This is a genomic window from Paenibacillus dokdonensis, assembly GCF_004916975.1.
Lineage (GTDB): Bacteria > Bacillota > Bacilli > Paenibacillales > Paenibacillaceae > Paenibacillus_AQ > Paenibacillus_AQ dokdonensis.
Map to the genome: position 1 here is coordinate 1,984,342 of NZ_STGQ01000001.1, position 16,704 is coordinate 2,001,045.

Consider the following 16,704-nt stretch of genomic DNA (forward strand, 5'->3'; position numbering starts at 1 on the left):
TTTGATTCTTTATCGTCTTATGAATGAATGGGATAGTCTAATTTAAAAATAAAAATTGGCAGTCTCCCAGATACTTTTTTAATATAATTATATTTTACAATAAGTAAATATCAAGCAGGTACTACTTTAACCGGTGAAAATCATATCTAGCTTAATTAATAATTGAAATGAAGATGACTCCCATACCTGGATCGACAAACAAGTATTTGCCAAATATAGAATAATCTCTTAAACTATCATTAGTACGGTCGTTCTATATTTCGATTCCCTATTTATTTCTGCAAGGAATCCGTTTTTGGTTGTTGAGATTAGAACGAACGTTCAATTTATTCGAAAGTGGTGGATGATATTGAATGGAGTGTACTGGATACTAGGTGGATTGAATGTGTTAATGTGGGGTATCATTGCGGTTATTTTTACAGCTAAAGTAAGAGGAATTGGTGCATTACATCAAACGCAGGAGAAAATGGACGGAGAACAGCCGATGATTTCTGTCATCATTGCTGCCAGGAATGAACAGAAGGCGCTGGAGCGCTGTGTTTTATCTTTGATAAACCAAACATATCCGCGACTGGAGGTTATTGTTGTCAATGATCGTTCTGATGATTCCACAGGTGAGATCATAGCAAGGCTGGCAGGAACTTATTCAAACGTAAAGGGTATTGAAATTAGTGAACTGCCGGAACAATGGATGGGGAAAAGCCATGCGTTACTCCAGGGAACGAAGCAAGCAGAAGGGGAATGGCTGCTCTTTACGGATGCCGATATCCTTTTTCACCCGCACTGTATAGCCAAGGCAGTTACTTATACTGAGCAACATGGGCTCGATCATTTAACGATGATTCCTGATTTTGAAAGACCTCACGTATTCTCCAAATGGTACGCTGCCTTTATTTTCATGAGTGCTTCATCATTCGGTCAGCTATGGAGGATTAAAGATCCCAAATCACCGCAATCACTGGGAGTAGGGGCATTTAACTTCGTTAAACGGGATGTGTATGAACAGATTGGAACCCATGCCGAGTTTTCATACATTACAACAGATGACGCAGCACTTGGAAAAAGAGTCAAACAGGCAGGATACCGCCAGGATGCGATCTATGGAACCCGGATGATAGGCGTCTGGAACTGGTATGAGAGCCTGAAACAGCTCATTGGTAGTGTCGAGAAATCGGTATTTAGCTATAAGAATGCAATCATCACTACCATTTCCTGTCTTCTGACGATGATTTATCCTTGGATTGGCTTGTTTGTGGGTCCGCTTTCTGCGAGAATTCTGTGCGCGGTAAGTCTAGTATCTGTATTCTGGCTTTATTTTATATATTCAAGGCATTCAGGCAGCGGGTTCTGGTATGGAATTGCTCATCCTTTCGTTGGCTTGTTTTTGATTATAGGGGGATTACGAGGAGCTTTTAACGCTCAACGTAGTGGAGGCATGACATGGCGGGGAACGACATATGATCGTACGAATCTGAAAGCATGATCAAGGAGATTCATGCAGACTTCAGCTTAGTTGATGAAGGAATTGGTGCTTTTGTTACGTATATTAATAAATAGAATTCAGCGTTTGAAGTAACATATTCTGAGGTGAGCCCAATAGAAAACTTTTTTGAAACAGAAGAAGGAGTACATATTGATCCTGCTTTTCTCCAATCGCTCATTCAGAGAATGTCAGATTCTGATGAAATGCAGCTAATGTCATGGAATTGCAAACCGATTGGAAAAAGCAAAGAAGAAAGCGCGGTATTCAGAGTCTGCTGCCATCTTTCTAATAATGAACAAACATCCGCATGTACCCTGATACTTAAGATTTTAAAGAAGGATTCGTCAAGAGATCAGGAAAGTCATTACTTTTATTGGAAACGAGAAGCTTTAGTATATCGTTCTGGTATTATGGACCGATTGCCGCGGGTTATATGCGCTCCTAAATGCTACGCAGTGACAGAGAAGGATGACGGAAGTCAGTGGGTTTGGCTGGAGGATATTGATTTTGAATCAATGCAGCATGACTGGACATTAACCCACCAACAAAAAACGGCCCGATTACTTGGATCGTTTAATGGGGCTTATTTGTCAGGTACACCAGTTCCGGCTGAAAACTTTTTGTGCCATCACTGGATGCGTTCCTGGGTAGAGGCTTGTAGTGCTTATTCCAGGCCTTTTGAGAGGCAACAAAAGATATGGGATACTAACATGACTGAATGGAACGGCAAGGATGACATGTGGACAAGCTATGTGAGCAGCCTATCCCGGATGAACGGTTTACTGGAAAATTTGGATTTACTGCCCCGCGTTTTCGCACATCAGGATGTCCATTGGGATAACATATTCATGAAGCAAGAAGGCGGCATTACTTCACTGATTGCGATTGACTGGCAGTTCGCAAGTGTCTCTGGAATTGGGGAAGACCTTGGCCGAATGTTCGGGTATGCATTAATGAAAAACAAAATACCGATCAGCAGTTTAGAGGAATATAAGGAATCAATATTTGAAAGCTATGTACAAGGTTTACGCGATGCGGGATGGAAAGGAAATTCTGATCTGGCCCGCTTCGGATTTAACGTGTCGGCGGGACTCCGGTTCGTGCTGGGCATGGATAAGCTATTTACAGGTCTTGAAAGAGGTGACACAAACCGAAGTGTAGAATTGGGTCATCATATAGATGTCATCCAAGCGCTGCTTGGTATGGTTGATGAAGCTTGGAAGCTCATTGAAGAAAATATGCCTTGAGGGTTAATTCCTCAAGGTTTTTTCATGCGAGACATTATGTATGCGGTTACATATATTTCTTAATGAAATTAGCTTGACGAACAATGTGCTAACCGTTAATATTGCTTAAGTATTTAATATTTAAGTTACTTACTAGTTAAGTGGTTATTATATTAATCCTAATCATTTAGCTTCTCAACATATTAAAAAAGATATCGTTTTCCAAAGCTAAGGAGGGTTTTAGTTTGGCTAAGAGCGAACTGCTGTTTGAAGTTTCGGCAATGTTCCGTACGTTGTTGAAAAATCTATCGCAGGAATGGAACAAAAAAAGTGCAAAAACCTACAGTCTGACTTTTCCTCAATTTCAAGTCCTATATACGCTGAAAATACGCGGCTCTCTAAAAGTATCTGAACTGGCAGAAGCGTTAGCGTTAACATCACCAGCCATTACAAGCCTTACAGATAAGCTCATTGCTGCGGGCTATGTACAGAGAGAACGTGCCGAAGAAGATCGTAGAGTGGTGTATACCATGATTACGGAAAAAGGGTATGAAATTATCGCTAAGATTGCAGAGGATCAAAAAGAAATGATTCAAGTGTTTTTCAATATGTTATCGGAGGAAGATATACAGCATTTGAGAAGAATATTCTCATCCATGCTTTTGGATATAGATCATAACGACATATAGAGGTGAAGCAGAAAGAATGGAGCATTTAACACTTAAACGCAAAGTAACGATCATGATCGCGGTCATGGCTGCGATGTTTTTTGCCGCAATCAACCAGACGATTACGAGTACGGCAATGCCGCGGATTATCGCGATTCTTGATGGTATGGACTACTATACATGGACCATTAATATTTATTTGCTGACATCCACGATCGCGACCATCCTGGTCGGTAAGCTGTCAGATATGTTTGGACGTAAGCCTTTTATTCTTATAGGTATATTAATCTTCATGTTAGGGGCGTTCTTGACAGGTACGTCAACAGACGTCTACCAGTTTATTATTTACCGTGGTATACAAGGTATAGGCGCAGGTATCATTCAGTCGACTGCCTTCACAGCCGTTGGTGATTTGTTCCCGCCGCGTGAACGTGGTAAGTGGATGGGGCTTATGACGGCCGTGTTCGGCTTCTCAAGCGTACTTGGGCCAACACTAGGCGGTTATCTGGTCGATCATATTGATTGGCACTGGCTGTTCTGGATCTTCCTCCCGCTGGGTATTGTAGCATTCGTTATGATTATGATGCTGTTTCCTAAGGTTGACCGTAAGCGAGGGCAAAGCATTGATTATCTCGGCTCGCTCTTCCTGACAACCACGATTGTTCCGCTGCTGCTCGCATTCTCTTGGGCAGGTACAGAACATCCTTGGGGTTCATGGCAAATTCTTAGTCTTCTTGGCGGTTCAGTCGTATCCGCAATCATTTTCATTATCATTGAGAATTATGTGAAGGAACCAATCCTTCCACTGCATTTATTTAAAAATAGCGTTGTAACGATCTCGAATATCATCGGCTTTATTATGAACTTTGGACTCATGGGCGCGATGATTTATATCTCTTTCTATGTACAGGGAGTCTTGGCAATTTCACCGACCTATGCAGGTTATGTAACCCTGCCAATGTCGATCTGTATGGTGGTGACCAGTGCCATTACAGGTCAGCTGATCGCAAAAACGGGCAAATATAAGCGTTTTGCGTTGATCGGAATGCCAATCATGATTGTTGGTATGGCAATTATGATCTTTATGAATAACTTAGGACTCACCATAGTCAGCTTGGTCGTATTCGGTGTTGGTCTTGGTCTCGGGATGCCGGTCTTCTCCCTGGCTACGCAAAATGCCGTATCACATAAAGAGCTTGGTGTTGTTACAGCATCCTCTCAGCTCTTCCGTAACCTGGGTGGTACGATTGGTATCGCAGTCATGGGTACAGTGATGTCGAACAGCCTGACCAAGAATTTGAAGGAAGCTTTACAATCGCCTACTGCACCAGACTTCAGTAAAGTGGATCCTCAAGTGGCTCAGAATATGCTGTCATTCGCCAATCCGCAGACGCTGATGAACAAACCTCTGGTAGAAAAGACGGAAGCAAGCCTGCCTGCGGAAGCGAAAACGCTGTTCATCCAGATGATCGATAGTATCCGTGATGCGCTTGGCAGTACACTTTCCACTGTTTTCTTGACAGGAACGGTAGTTTTGTTTGTTGCGCTTATACTCGTATTTTTCCTCAAAGAGCTGCCGCTTCGTTCAACGAATCAGGCTCCAGCAGCTGAAGGTTCAACTGGCGATGTTAACGTGAATCAAGGCAAGGCATTAACTGCCGAGTAACACCATATTTAAGCGTAAATCATGCCCCGGGCAGCACTGCTGCTTGGGGTTTTTCGTGTTATACAAGTAAAAATATCTAGTGAGTGGAATCATGACTTGGAACAAAATGGTTGACATTCGAATAAGGTAAATCTATAATACAATTAACAAAACGTTAAATGTTAAATAAAAACGTTAAGAAATGAGCGAGGTCAAATGTCCAACGAACAAGCGCTAAAGCAATACGATATTAAGAAATATAAAACCCCGGATGGTTATACTTCAGATATCGCTGTATTTACCATCGTGTCGACAAGAATGGAAACATTCAAACCGCCTGTTATGGATCTGAAAATTATGCTTATCAAGCGCAGCATGGTGGATAGTGAAGGACGTCCCAATATTGAAGCAGGCAAATGGGCATTACCGGGAGGGTTTGTTGATCCGAATGAATCCGCTTTTCAATCCGCACAAAGAGAATTAAGAGAAGAGACAGGCGTCGATCACATTCATCTCGAGCATTTTGGAGTGTACGATACACCCGGTAGAGATCCAAGAGGTTGGATTATCTCTAATGCTCACTTTGCGATCGTACCAGAACATCAAATAGCGAAACGTGAAGCGAGTGATGATGCCAGTGAGGTGGAACTCTTTTCGGTCGAAAATGTGTTAAATTTTGATCTCGCTTTTGATCATGCACAAATCATCCAGGATGCGATTCAAGTGATTCGCCAGAAGCTGCTTGAGTCCACAGTCGCCAAAGAATTTTTACCTGCAGAATTTACGTACTCGGAGCTGCAAGCCGTTTTGCTAACCGTTACAAACGAGTCCGCGATTGCCTTGGATGCCGCATTTGCCAGAAAAATCAAATCATTGCCTTTCATTCAAGAAATAATAGGTAAAAAGACAACAAGAACATCGAAAAAGCCGACGCAGTTATACCGTTTTATAGATATGGAAGTGAATAACTCCATTTACCACGCCAAAAAGTAATTTTTGATTTTATATCTAACAATCAGTTAAATGTTATATATATTGGGAGGGATTACTCATGAATACGAATAAGGTAAGAGCGCTGATCAACATTGATTACACGAATGATTTTGTCGCAACCGATGGGGCTTTAACTTGCGGGAAACCCGGTCAAGCGATTGAACAACGGATCGTTGACATCACCAACATGTTTGTAGAAAATCAAGAATTTGTCGTCTTTGCTATCGATCTGCATCAAGCTGGGGATACGCTTCATCCTGAAACCAAACTTTTTCCTCCGCATAATATCGAAAATACTCCAGGGCGCAAACTCTACGGTGGATTGGAAGCCGTGTACCAAGATAACAAAAATAAGGCTGACGTTTATTGGATGGACAAAACAAGATACAGTGCATTTGCAGGGACGGATCTGGAATTAAAGCTTCGGGCGAGAGGGATTACCGAGCTTCATCTTGTGGGCGTTTGCACAGATATTTGTGTTCTCCACACGGCTGTTGATGCTTATAATAAAGGCTTTGATCTGGTCATTCATCAGGATGCGGTAGCAAGCTTTGACCAAGAGGGTCATGCATGGGCATTGCGGCATTTTAAAGGCTCGTTGGGTGCGGAAATTCAATAAAAGGAGGATAACGAATATGACAAACCAAAAGATACAAATACCAGAGACTCCTTATACAGATGACAGTCTGGCACTTCACACAGATAAATACCAGATCAACATGACACAGGCATATTGGAGAGATCAAATTCATGAGCGCAAGGCTGTATTCGAAGTCTACTTCAGAAAAATTCCATTCCGGAACGGGTATGCGATTTTTGCGGGATTGGAACGGGTTATCCGTTATCTTCATGAATTCCGCTTTACGGACAGCGACTTGGCATTTTTAAGAGAAGACGGCTATGGTGATGACTACCTTGAATATTTGGCATCGCTTCGGTTTACCGGGACGGTTCGCTCGATGAAAGAAGGAGAATTGGTTTTTGCCAATGAACCGATCATGCGGATTGAAGCTCCACTGGCAGAAGCACAGCTGAATGAAACGGCCATTCTCAATATCGTAAATTATCAAACCCTTATCGCAACCAAAGCTTCCCGGATTAGGCAGGTCGCCGGTAAGGAGACAACGATGGAGTTTGGCACCAGACGGGCACAAGAAATGGATGCTGCAATTTGGGGCACGAGAGCTGCTTATCTTGCCGGTTTTGACGCAACATCGAACATGAGGGCGGGTAAACTCTTCGGCATTCCTACTGCGGGGACACATGCCCATGCCATGGTTCAGGCTTACCGGGATGAATACACCGCCTTTCGTAAATATGCCGAGTGCTACACGGATTGCGTATTTCTGGTGGATACGTATGACACGCTCCGGTCTGGGGTTCCGACTGCCATTGAAGTTGCCAAAGAATTCGGAAATCAAATAAACTTTAAGGGTATTCGTTTGGATAGCGGAGATCTTGCTTATTTATCTAAAGAAGCAAGAAAAATGCTGGATGAGGCGGGTTTTACAAATGCAAAGATATATGCTTCCAATGATCTCGATGAACAGACTATTTTGAACCTGAAGGCGCAGGGAGCCAAAATCGATGTCTGGGGTGTAGGTACTAAACTGATTACAGCGTATGATCAACCTGCTCTAGGTGCTGTCTACAAACTGATTTCCATTGAAAATGAGCATGGAGACATGGTGGATACCATTAAGATCAGTTCGAATCCAGAAAAAATATCAACACCTGGACGAAAGAGAGTGTTCCGCATCATCAATAAGTCCAATCAGAAATCGGAAGGTGACTACATCGCTCTAGAAAATGAGGAGCCGCAGAACCAGGAATGTCTGAAAATGTTCCATCCGGTTCATACGTATATTGCGAAGTTCGTTACTAATTTTGAAGCCAAAGAACTCCACCATACCATTTTTGAGAACGGTGAATTGGTATATGCGATTCCTGCCTTGCAAGAAATTAAAGCATTTGTGAATGAGAACCTGAATGTACTGTGGGAGGAATATAAAAGACTGCTGAATCCGGCTGAATATCCGGTGAATTTAAGCCAAGATTGCTGGGATAACAAAATGAAGCTGATCGCAGAAATACAACAGAAAGTGAATCAGCGGATTCAAATTTAAGGAGGTCAAGATGGCTAAAATCGGAATATACGGTTCATCCTTTGATCCAATTACGAACGTTCATCTCTGGACTGCCAGCACGGTTGCGCACCGCTGTAAGCTGAATCAGGTGATCTTCCTGCCTTGTTCCAGCAAAAGACCTGATAAAAACATGAATATTAGTGACGAGCATCGCTGGAGTATGATTTTGATGGCTATCGAAGGCAATGATAAGTTCGTTGCTGACGATTATGAAATGAAGCAGGTCGGATGGGAAATCGCAACCTATTTAACGCTCAAGCATTTCAAAGAAAAATATCCCGATGATGAAATTTACTTTATTATGGGAGCCGATTTACTGATTGATATCGGTGAAGAGAAATGGAAAAAGTCCAGAGAACTGATTGAGGAAAACAAGTTTATTGTGATGGCGAGGGATGGTATTAACATGCTGTCTGCCATCAGCAAATCACCCATCCTGCGCAATGCGGATGATGGGCACACATTTCATTTGATCGATAAGGGTTTAGCCATGGAGATCAGTTCAAGCTATATCCGTGATGAGTTTAAAAAAGGGGGAGAACCCCGATATTTGGTGCCTGACAGATTCTATGATTATATTCATACAAATCAATTATATAAGTGACAGGGAGAGTATGCAGAGATGAATACACAAGAACAAAACATAAAAGCTTTGAACGTTAAACCGGTCATTCATGCAAAGGAGGAAATCCGCAGCCGGATTGATTTTCTAAAAGCTTATTGCAAAAAGGCAGGCGCAAAAGGCTTTGTATTGGGGATTAGCGGCGGGCAGGATTCCACGCTTGCTGGAAGATTGTCGCAGCTTGCAGTTGAAGAACTGCGGGCGGAGGGATATGAAGCAACCTTCTACGCGGTTCGTCTGCCTTTTGGTATTCAACGGGATGAGGACGACGCTCAGGAGGCATTGGCCTTTATTAAGCCGGATGAAGCTTTTGATTTCAATATTGAGGATTCCGTGAATGCTTTTGCCCAAACCTACATGGACACGACGAAAGGTACGCTGCCTGATTATCATAAGGGTAATGTCAAAGCGAGAATGCGCATGATTGCACAGTACGCCATTGCAGGCGAACGTCAGTGTTTAGTCGTAGGGACAGACCATGCAGCGGAAGCTCTAACAGGATTTTTCACGAAATTCGGGGATGGCGGAGCAGATATCATTCCACTGACCGGGCTGACCAAAAGCCAAGGACGGGAGCTGCTGCAAGAATTAGATGCCGCTGAGCGGTTATATCTGAAAACCCCAACCGCGGATCTCCTGGATAACAAGCCGCAGCAAGCGGATGAAACTGAGCTGGGCATGGAGTATAACGTGATTGACGAGTATTTGGTTGGAAATAAAGTGGATCCTGAAGATCAAGCAAATATCGAAAAACGCTTTAGAAACTCCCAACATAAACGCGAGCTGCCGGTGTCACCATTTGATGAATGGTGGAAATAATCGGCAGATCAAAGCAGGAAGCCAGGTTGCGAGACGCATCCAGGCTTCTTTTTTTATGGGGGTTTACTCGGAAATACAGATGTATATCACATAGTACCTTGCATTGCACAGTACTTGGTGGTATTATAGTACCGAAAGGGGCTTAGCAACGTATGGAAATGTCAGAATGGACTTCTCAGGTTCGCAGAGGAATCTTGGAATATTGCATATTGCAGCTTATTGGCAAGGAGCCCAGATATGGATATGAGCTTGTAACTTTGCTTGATCGCTGGGAATCGCTTGCGATAACAGAAGGTACGTTGTATCCGCTGCTTCGCAGACTGCTTAAAGACAATTATATAGAATCGTTCTGGAAGGAATCGGAGTCTGGACCACCACGGAAGTATTACAGCCTGACATCTTCCGGTCGTGACTTGACGGAAATGATGTCTGTGGAGTGGAATAAAATCAGCAGTGCAGTAGGGCATATTCAGTTATTTGGAGGAGAAAATTAATGATTAGTTCTTATGAAAGGTCGTATCTGGAGAAGTTAAACCAGTATTTAGAGAAAATGCCGGATGCAGAAAGATTGGATGCCGTTATGGAAATTGAAAGCCATATTACGGAAGGAATCGCGAATGGGCAGTCGGAGACCGTGATTCTATCACGTCTGGGGGATCCGCGAAAGTTAGCTAAGGCATATCGAAGTGAGCACATGGCAGGGCTTAATCATGTGAAATCATTTAAAGATGTCCTGTCCATGATTGGATTTTATTGTACCACGGGCCTGCTTAGCATCATGGTTATACCGATATTGGCTACAGTTGCCTATGGCTTTGGTTTTTCTACGATTTTAATTATCCTTGCTGGTATTCTCCGGACATTCGGAGCCACTTGGATCAGTATGAATCTTGGCCCGGGAATGGAAATACCGGCCCAGTACAGCATGGTGTTTTCGGTTGTGTTAGGGGCTATCGTCGGAGGAATTGCTTATTTCAGCTGGAAAGGTCTAAAGAAATACCTTGCATTCCTGTCTGAGCAATACAGACGTTCATTGCCCGGCAGTCATAAGGTGGGTTATTAATAGATCGGGGCAGCCTATCTTGTATCCAACTGTATAACAAAGGGGCTGTCCCAAAAGCCATGAAATGGCTGCTTGGGACAGCCTTGTCTTTTACGTAGGATATACTTAGACTTTTTGGGTGGACGCTGCGCGAACGGACCATTGTTCCAATCGCTGTGCTCTCCGGATTTTTTTTCATTCCCCTTAGCGGTGAAAATCCGGAGATCAAGGCGAACGCTGCCGCTTTTCCACAATCCGTCCGTCCTCTCCGCTGTTTATGCGGGGAATGGATCTTCAATCTTTAAAAAAACACAAAAAAGAAACCTTTCTTTTGGTAAAATGGAAGTGTGACCAACCATTTCAAAGGAGAGGTTTCTTTGTACATTCAATATACCATGGACCAACTTTGTTTGCCAATGGATCTGGAAGAAGATATTCCAGAAAACCACCTCGTTCGTGTCGTGAATGCTGCCGTCAATCGATTGGACGACGCCATTTTTGACGCTGCCTATCCCGGCGGCGGCCGTGACAGTTACCATCCCAAAATGCTCACCAAAGTCATCATCTACGCCTACACACAGCGCATCTATTCCTCAAGACAAATCGCCAAAGCCATCCGGGAACACATCCCCTTTATGTGGCTAGCCGGACGGCAACGTCCGGATTTCCGCACGCTTAACCGCTTCCGTTCTGAGCGGATGAAAGACGTCCTCGAAACCGTGTTCTCCGCCGTACTTCAATTTCTTGCAGATGAAAAGTACATCTCCTTGGAACATTATTTCGTAGATGGTACCAAGATTGAGGCCAATGCCAATCGTTACACCTTCGTCTGGGGTAAAGCGGTCAGCAAACACAAGACCAAACTGCAAGAGAAGGTACATGCACTTTTCTCCACCATCGAAGCCGCAGAGCATCAGGAAGAGCGCGAGCATCACGGCAAAGACCTGACCGAACTCGGTGAGGCTTCCGAGTTAGATAGCAGCAAGCTCGAACAAGTCACGCAGCAACTGGAAGCTCAGCTGCTGAAACATCCCAAGGATAACCCCTTAAAGAAAGCCGTTCGGAAGCTTCGGAAGGACTTGCTTCCAAGACTTGTGAAGTACGAACATTACCAAAAGTTGCTTGGAAATCGAAACAGCTTCAGCAAAACCGATACGGACGCCACCTTCATGCGGATGAAAGAAGACCACATGCGAAATGGACAGTTAAAACCGGGATACAATGTGCAGATTGGCACGGAAAATCAGTTCATTTTAGCCTACAGTGTCCACCAAAGACCCACGGATACCCGTTGTTTAGAGCCTCATCTGGAAATAGCACGGCGGATCTTGGGGCAACATCCACAGACAATCATTGCAGATGCAGGCTATGGAAGTGAAGAGAACTATGCCTATCTGGAAAAGGAAGAGATCACAGCAGTCGTTAAATACGGCAGTTACCATAAAGAAAAGAGCAAAGCGTGGAAAGCAGATGTGAGTAAAATCGAGAATTGGACGTACAACGCAGCCGAGGATAACTGGACGTGCCCCGCCGCGCAAACACTGCATTTCCACAGAGAAAGCAAGGAAACACTAGAAAGTGGATATGAGATTCGCAGGCGTCATTACCGAAGTCAAAGCTGTGAAGGCTGCCCGCTGAAAGATCGGTGCACAAAAGCAGCAGGGAACCGGGAAGTAGCGGTAAGTCTGGAAAGGCTGCGATACCAAAGTCAGGCCCGGGACCTCCTCCGAAGTGAGGAAGGCTATGCCCTGGCCGTACGGCGAATGATTGAGCCGGAGAGTGTGTTTGGCCAACTGAAAAACAACCGGGGCTTCCGGCGGTTTCTGCTTCGCGGCATGAAGAAAGTGACGCTGGAGGTCGGATGGCTTTCGCTTGCCCATAATATGCTGAAGCAAGCCGGAGTAGAGCAAAAACGCAAAGGAGCGATTCTCCAATAACGGGAGAATTGCTCCTTTTTTTGGATCCCAAAATAAAACGGAGCTGTCTCTGTCGTGGGAAATCCACTTATGAGACAGCGCCTTTGTCGTACTCTGCGCAAAAGACAGTTCAACGGTTATATTACTTCTCCAGGCGGTACCCGCCATGAAAGACAGGTCCGACATACTCATTAAATTGATAGCCGCTGCGAATTGCTGCCGATACAAAGTCCTTTGCCTTGGCAACAGCTTCACTCACCGGCAACCCGTTTGCCAAACCTCCGGTAATGGCTGCGGCGAAAGTGCAGCCTGCGCCATGATTATAGGCTGGCTCGATCTTGGTTGATTCCAACACAGTGAATTCACTGCCGTCAAAGAAAACGTCGATTGCTTTCTCGCCATCCAGAGCTTTACCGCCTTTAACGACGACATTTTTGGCTCCAAGCTCATGAATCCGGCGAGAAGCTTTTTTCATATCTTCAATAGTAGTTAGTTTGCCAAGACCGGAGAGTACGCCAGCTTCAAATAAATTTGGTGTTACCACTGTCGCAAGCGGAAGGAGCAAATCACGAATCGCGTCGGCGCTATCCGGATTCAATACTTCATCTTCCCCTTTGCAGACCATCACCGGATCTATTACTACATTGTTCTGATGGTTATCCTTAATCGCTTTTTCTGCGACACGGACGATCTCAACACTGCCGAGCATTCCAGTCTTCATGGCGTCTACAGGGCCGCCAGCGAAAATCGTCTTGAGCTGCTCAGCAACGAGGGCGGCATCTACAGGATAGACACTATGATGCCAGCTGTTGTCCGGATCCATCGTCACAATGGTAGTTAATGCGCTGAAGCCATAAGTGCCGTACTCTTCAAATGTTTTGAGATCGGCTTGAATGCCTGCGCCCCCGCTGGAGTCGCTTCCGGCAATAGTTAAGGTCTTGATGATTTTGGACACGATCGTATTCCTCTTTTCCTGCAATGAATTATGTAACTTTCAAATCGAGTTGATTATACCAGAAAATCGACTTTTAGGTAGTTTTTTTGAAACAAAAATCGATCAAAACATTCAATCGAATCAATTTCATAACTCACTAAAACGATAAAATTGAAACTATATAGAGACCAATAAAACCGTTTGGATCTATATATAGCCTTGATTGAAGCGGCTTAAGGTATTATGAAATTTATTCAATCACTTAGTATTTTTCTAAAAAAGGACGAAGCTTATTCACAACGTAATGACTACCACCTCTGCCGTTAACATTCTCAACTAGAGCGGTAAGCAGGTAGGAAGAGGAATCGACGTCGAAAGCAACCAAAAATCCGTTTTCCTGCCCGGTCTCACCTTTTTTTGATTTCAGCTCGGCTGTTCCGGTTTTCGCAGCAAGATTTCGTTTTGCAAAAGAAAGGGCATGCGCTGTCCCGCTAGAGCGTTTTACTACCTGGATTAGTGAGCTTTTGACTGTGTTCGCGACTTCAGGTGTGATGATTTGCTGAACAGCTGCCTCATCTTCCTGATTTGCAAAAAGTACAGGTTTAATCATCTTGCCATCGTTAACAAACGGAGTAAAAGAAGCAGCCAGATGGATGGGTGACATCAACATTTCTCCTTGACCATAAGAAGTGTCGGCAAGCAAAACCTCCGAATCCAGATTCAAGTGATTCTTATTTGCATACTGGCTTGGTTTGAGATAAAGGGGAGCCAGGTTAAAATTTTCCTCGAACCCGAATTTCCGGATACCTTCAATAAATTTTTGGCTTCCCATTTCCAGAGCTTCCTGGGCAAAGTAGATATTATCCGAGTACACAAGGGCATCCACCATGTTTACACTCGCAGCATCTTTAACGCGGGTAACATAATATCCGCCCCAGCTGTCATCTTTGCGCCAATGCAAGCCCTGAATATGATGCGTTTTTTCCGGTGTTGTAACCTTTTCGGTTAAGCCGGCTGCTGCCGTAACTGCTTTAAAAACAGAGCCGGGAGCGTAGCGGTTCGTAAAACGGTTGAAGAAAGGGAGAGTGGGGTCCTGGGAATACGAATCCCATTCACTCTGGGATAGTCCTCTGACCATTTTATTAGGGTTATAGGAAGGTGTACTCACAAGTGCCAAGAGGTCTCCATGAACCGGATCCATCATAACGGCTGCTCCGGCGTCGCTGGATAAGGTGTCGTATAACGCTTGTTGGACTTCGGAACGGATTGTCAGTTTGATCGTCTGACCATTTACTGCGGGCTTTTGTGCGATGATTGATTTACTTTTGCCTTGTTCATCGATTACTTCAATGCTTCCACCTTTTTGACCCCGGAGCTGGGTTTCCATAGATTGTTCCAACCCTGATTTGCCGATCCAATCATCTGCTTGATAGTAGCCTTCTTTATCTTTTTGCAAATCTTCCTGCGTTACTTGCCTGACATAACCGGTCAGATGAGCTGCAGCTTCGCCAAGCGGGTACGAACGTACTTCTTTGGTATGTATGGATACCCCAGGCAGGCCATCCGGAATCTGGGGGTCGTCTATATTCATGACAGGCACAAAATATTCAGGCTTAACCCATTTCTGGGCGAGTTTCTTTTTTATAGCATCTGCGGGTATATGGAAATAGTTACTGATCTCCCCAATAGCCGCATCAGGATCCCCGCCCAATTTCGAGGGTGTGATTCCCCATTCATAGGCCGTGACTCTAGTAGCAAGAGCATACCCGTCACGATCTGTTATCTCACCTCGTTCAGGCTTCAGTATCTTGACACTTACTTTATCCCCTTTAGCCATATCGGGTAGGATGAGGGAGGGCATCCACTGTATTTTCCAAGGCTTGCCCTTATCGCTTTTTTCCTGGATCAGGATTAATTGATATTTCTCGTGGATTTGACCGATCCATGTGTTTAAGATAGCCGAATAGTCCAGCATATAGTTTGATGAATCTTCCAACTTGATCGGCGTTCCTGCGTTCACTTCAATCTTGGTTACACCCATGCCTTCAAAAATAGATTTGTATTTCTGGACGAACTGTTCACGTGACATATCTGATTGTTCCAACGATTCCGTGGACATGAGGTCATATAATTGTTCATAGTCCTGATTCCGTAAACTGAGCATATATGTCTGTACGGTCTCGTTCGGTGATTGCTCATCCAGCCGGCCAAAAAAATACACATACAAAGCCAGGACGCTGGCAGCCAGGAAAGAGAGTATACCGTACATCACCATTTGTTTTGGTTTCACTTTGATAACCTCGCTTTTGAAAATTAATTCACAAACTGTTAATATAGTTGAAGAGATAGCGACCCATTCCATGTATAACTATAAAATCTGGCGTGTAAGCAAACAATGGAATGAATCTGATGAAGTTATCAGTTTTGGCGCAGCTATCATTAGAAATTATCAATGTGAAAAGAAAGTGAGAGATTCATCATGCCGGATATCATAAAAATCGTGGTAGATACAGCCGGCCAGAAAGGTCATGGTTCATTTCACTATCTGGAGCAGGGGAAGAGCATCACCATCGGCAGACATACAGGTATGGATCATGCTGTTCTGTCCATCTATAATCAGCTTGTATCCAAGCAGCACTGCTGCGTTCACCGTGTACATAATGAAATATATGTAGAGGATCTGGGCAGTAAAAATGGCACAGAACTTAATGGTCATCGTCTGGTTCCGCATCAAAAATACCTTTTTTCATTCGAAGATTGTTTGACTCTGGTCAATGGACTCGTTGGGCTGCAGTTAGAGATAAGCAGTGACTTTGAAGAGACACGGGAATATTTGATTTCTGATCTGCTGGTTCGTGAGGTACGATTGAATGATCATTTGCAGACCATTCTGGTAGACGACGATAATATTACGCTGTCTAAAAAGGAGTATCAGTTGTTTAAGCTGCTGCACAGCCGCCTGGACCATTTTGTTACCAAAGAGGAGATTATGCAGCATGTATGGCCGGAGAGATGCATGGATAATATAGAGCTCGTCGGCATCGATGAAGTCAACTCGCTCATTTACCGGACTAACAAAAAGCTGGGTTCCAGCTTCATTATTAAATCCGTCTATAAAAAAGGCGTATTTATGAAGCGAGATGTGAGTTGAATTCAGCAGCATGAAGAGGACCCTTGAGGGTTCTTTTTTTTGTTTCAGAGGAAAACGT

The 16,704-nt window shown here is 44.0% G+C and carries 15 protein-coding genes; 13 read left to right on the forward strand and 2 right to left on the reverse strand.

Annotation, left to right across the window (positions count from 1 at the left end; genetic code table 11):
- Positions 1 to 391 precede the first annotated feature (391 nt).
- The 12 genes from E6W40_RS09245 to E6W40_RS09300 all read left to right on the forward strand — a co-directional run bounded on the left by E6W40_RS09245 (position 392) and on the right by E6W40_RS09300 (position 12,582).
- Positions 392 to 1,483, forward strand: a complete 1,092-nt coding sequence (locus tag E6W40_RS09245; RefSeq protein WP_246073066.1) for a glycosyltransferase family 2 protein — start codon at positions 392 to 394, stop codon at positions 1,481 to 1,483.
- Positions 1,484 to 1,695: 212 nt separating this feature from the next.
- Positions 1,696 to 2,730, forward strand: a complete 1,035-nt coding sequence (locus E6W40_RS09250) for a protein kinase family protein (protein ID WP_168928866.1) — start codon at positions 1,696 to 1,698, stop codon at positions 2,728 to 2,730.
- A gap of 224 nt (positions 2,731 to 2,954) precedes the next feature.
- Entirely contained in the window at positions 2,955 to 3,398 is a 444-nt protein-coding gene (locus E6W40_RS09255) for a MarR family winged helix-turn-helix transcriptional regulator (RefSeq protein WP_136605217.1), read from the forward strand.
- Between the two features lie 16 nt (positions 3,399 to 3,414).
- Positions 3,415 to 5,043: an MDR family MFS transporter gene (locus E6W40_RS09260; RefSeq protein WP_136605218.1), complete on the forward strand. Its 1,629-nt coding sequence runs from the start codon at positions 3,415 to 3,417 to the stop codon at positions 5,041 to 5,043.
- 195 nt (positions 5,044 to 5,238) lie between these two features.
- Positions 5,239 to 6,015 (forward strand): NUDIX hydrolase, encoded by a 777-nt coding sequence (locus E6W40_RS09265; RefSeq protein ID WP_136605219.1) that lies wholly within the window; start codon positions 5,239 to 5,241, stop codon positions 6,013 to 6,015.
- A 58-nt stretch (positions 6,016 to 6,073) separates the two neighbouring features.
- On the forward strand, positions 6,074 to 6,634 hold the full coding sequence (locus E6W40_RS09270) for a cysteine hydrolase family protein (protein ID WP_136605220.1): 561 nt from the start codon (positions 6,074 to 6,076) through the stop codon (positions 6,632 to 6,634).
- A gap of 16 nt (positions 6,635 to 6,650) precedes the next feature.
- The gene (locus E6W40_RS09275) at positions 6,651 to 8,141 is read left to right on the forward strand and encodes a nicotinate phosphoribosyltransferase (protein WP_136605221.1); all 1,491 of its coding nucleotides are present in this window, start codon (positions 6,651 to 6,653) and stop codon (positions 8,139 to 8,141) included.
- Positions 8,142 to 8,151: 10 nt separating this feature from the next.
- Complete coding sequence (nadD, locus tag E6W40_RS09280; protein WP_136605222.1) at positions 8,152 to 8,766, forward strand: nicotinate (nicotinamide) nucleotide adenylyltransferase; 615 nt, start codon at positions 8,152 to 8,154, stop codon at positions 8,764 to 8,766.
- 18 nt (positions 8,767 to 8,784) lie between these two features.
- Positions 8,785 to 9,603: an ammonia-dependent NAD(+) synthetase gene (nadE, locus tag E6W40_RS09285; RefSeq protein WP_136605223.1), complete on the forward strand. Its 819-nt coding sequence runs from the start codon at positions 8,785 to 8,787 to the stop codon at positions 9,601 to 9,603.
- Between the two features lie 152 nt (positions 9,604 to 9,755).
- Positions 9,756 to 10,097 carry a PadR family transcriptional regulator gene (locus E6W40_RS09290; protein ID WP_136605224.1) on the forward strand — a complete coding sequence of 114 codons (342 nt, stop codon included), beginning with the start codon at positions 9,756 to 9,758 and terminating at the stop codon, positions 10,095 to 10,097.
- A complete protein-coding gene (locus tag E6W40_RS09295; RefSeq protein ID WP_168928867.1) occupies positions 10,097 to 10,666 on the forward strand; it encodes a DUF1700 domain-containing protein in 570 nt (189 codons plus the stop codon). The genes E6W40_RS09290 and E6W40_RS09295 overlap by 1 nt, the downstream gene beginning before the upstream one ends.
- A 356-nt stretch (positions 10,667 to 11,022) precedes the next feature.
- On the forward strand, positions 11,023 to 12,582 hold the full coding sequence (locus E6W40_RS09300) for an IS1182 family transposase (RefSeq protein WP_136604998.1): 1,560 nt from the start codon (positions 11,023 to 11,025) through the stop codon (positions 12,580 to 12,582).
- Between the two features lie 121 nt (positions 12,583 to 12,703).
- Here the strand turns inward: E6W40_RS09300 and pdxK are convergent, their stop codons facing one another.
- Together pdxK and pbp4 are read right to left on the reverse strand one after the other, a co-directional pair.
- A complete protein-coding gene (pdxK, locus tag E6W40_RS09305) occupies positions 12,704 to 13,516 on the reverse strand; it encodes a pyridoxine/pyridoxal/pyridoxamine kinase (RefSeq protein WP_136605225.1) in 813 nt (270 codons plus the stop codon).
- 241 nt (positions 13,517 to 13,757) lie between these two features.
- The gene (pbp4, locus tag E6W40_RS09310) at positions 13,758 to 15,785 is read right to left on the reverse strand and encodes a penicillin-binding protein PBP4(5) (protein WP_168928868.1); all 2,028 of its coding nucleotides are present in this window, start codon (positions 15,783 to 15,785) and stop codon (positions 13,758 to 13,760) included.
- 189 nt (positions 15,786 to 15,974) lie between these two features.
- Here pbp4 and E6W40_RS09315 point away from each other — a divergent pair, with 189 nt between their 5' ends.
- Entirely contained in the window at positions 15,975 to 16,646 is a 672-nt protein-coding gene (locus E6W40_RS09315) for an FHA domain-containing protein (RefSeq protein ID WP_136605227.1), read from the forward strand.
- The last annotated feature ends 58 nt before the right edge of the window (positions 16,647 to 16,704 follow it).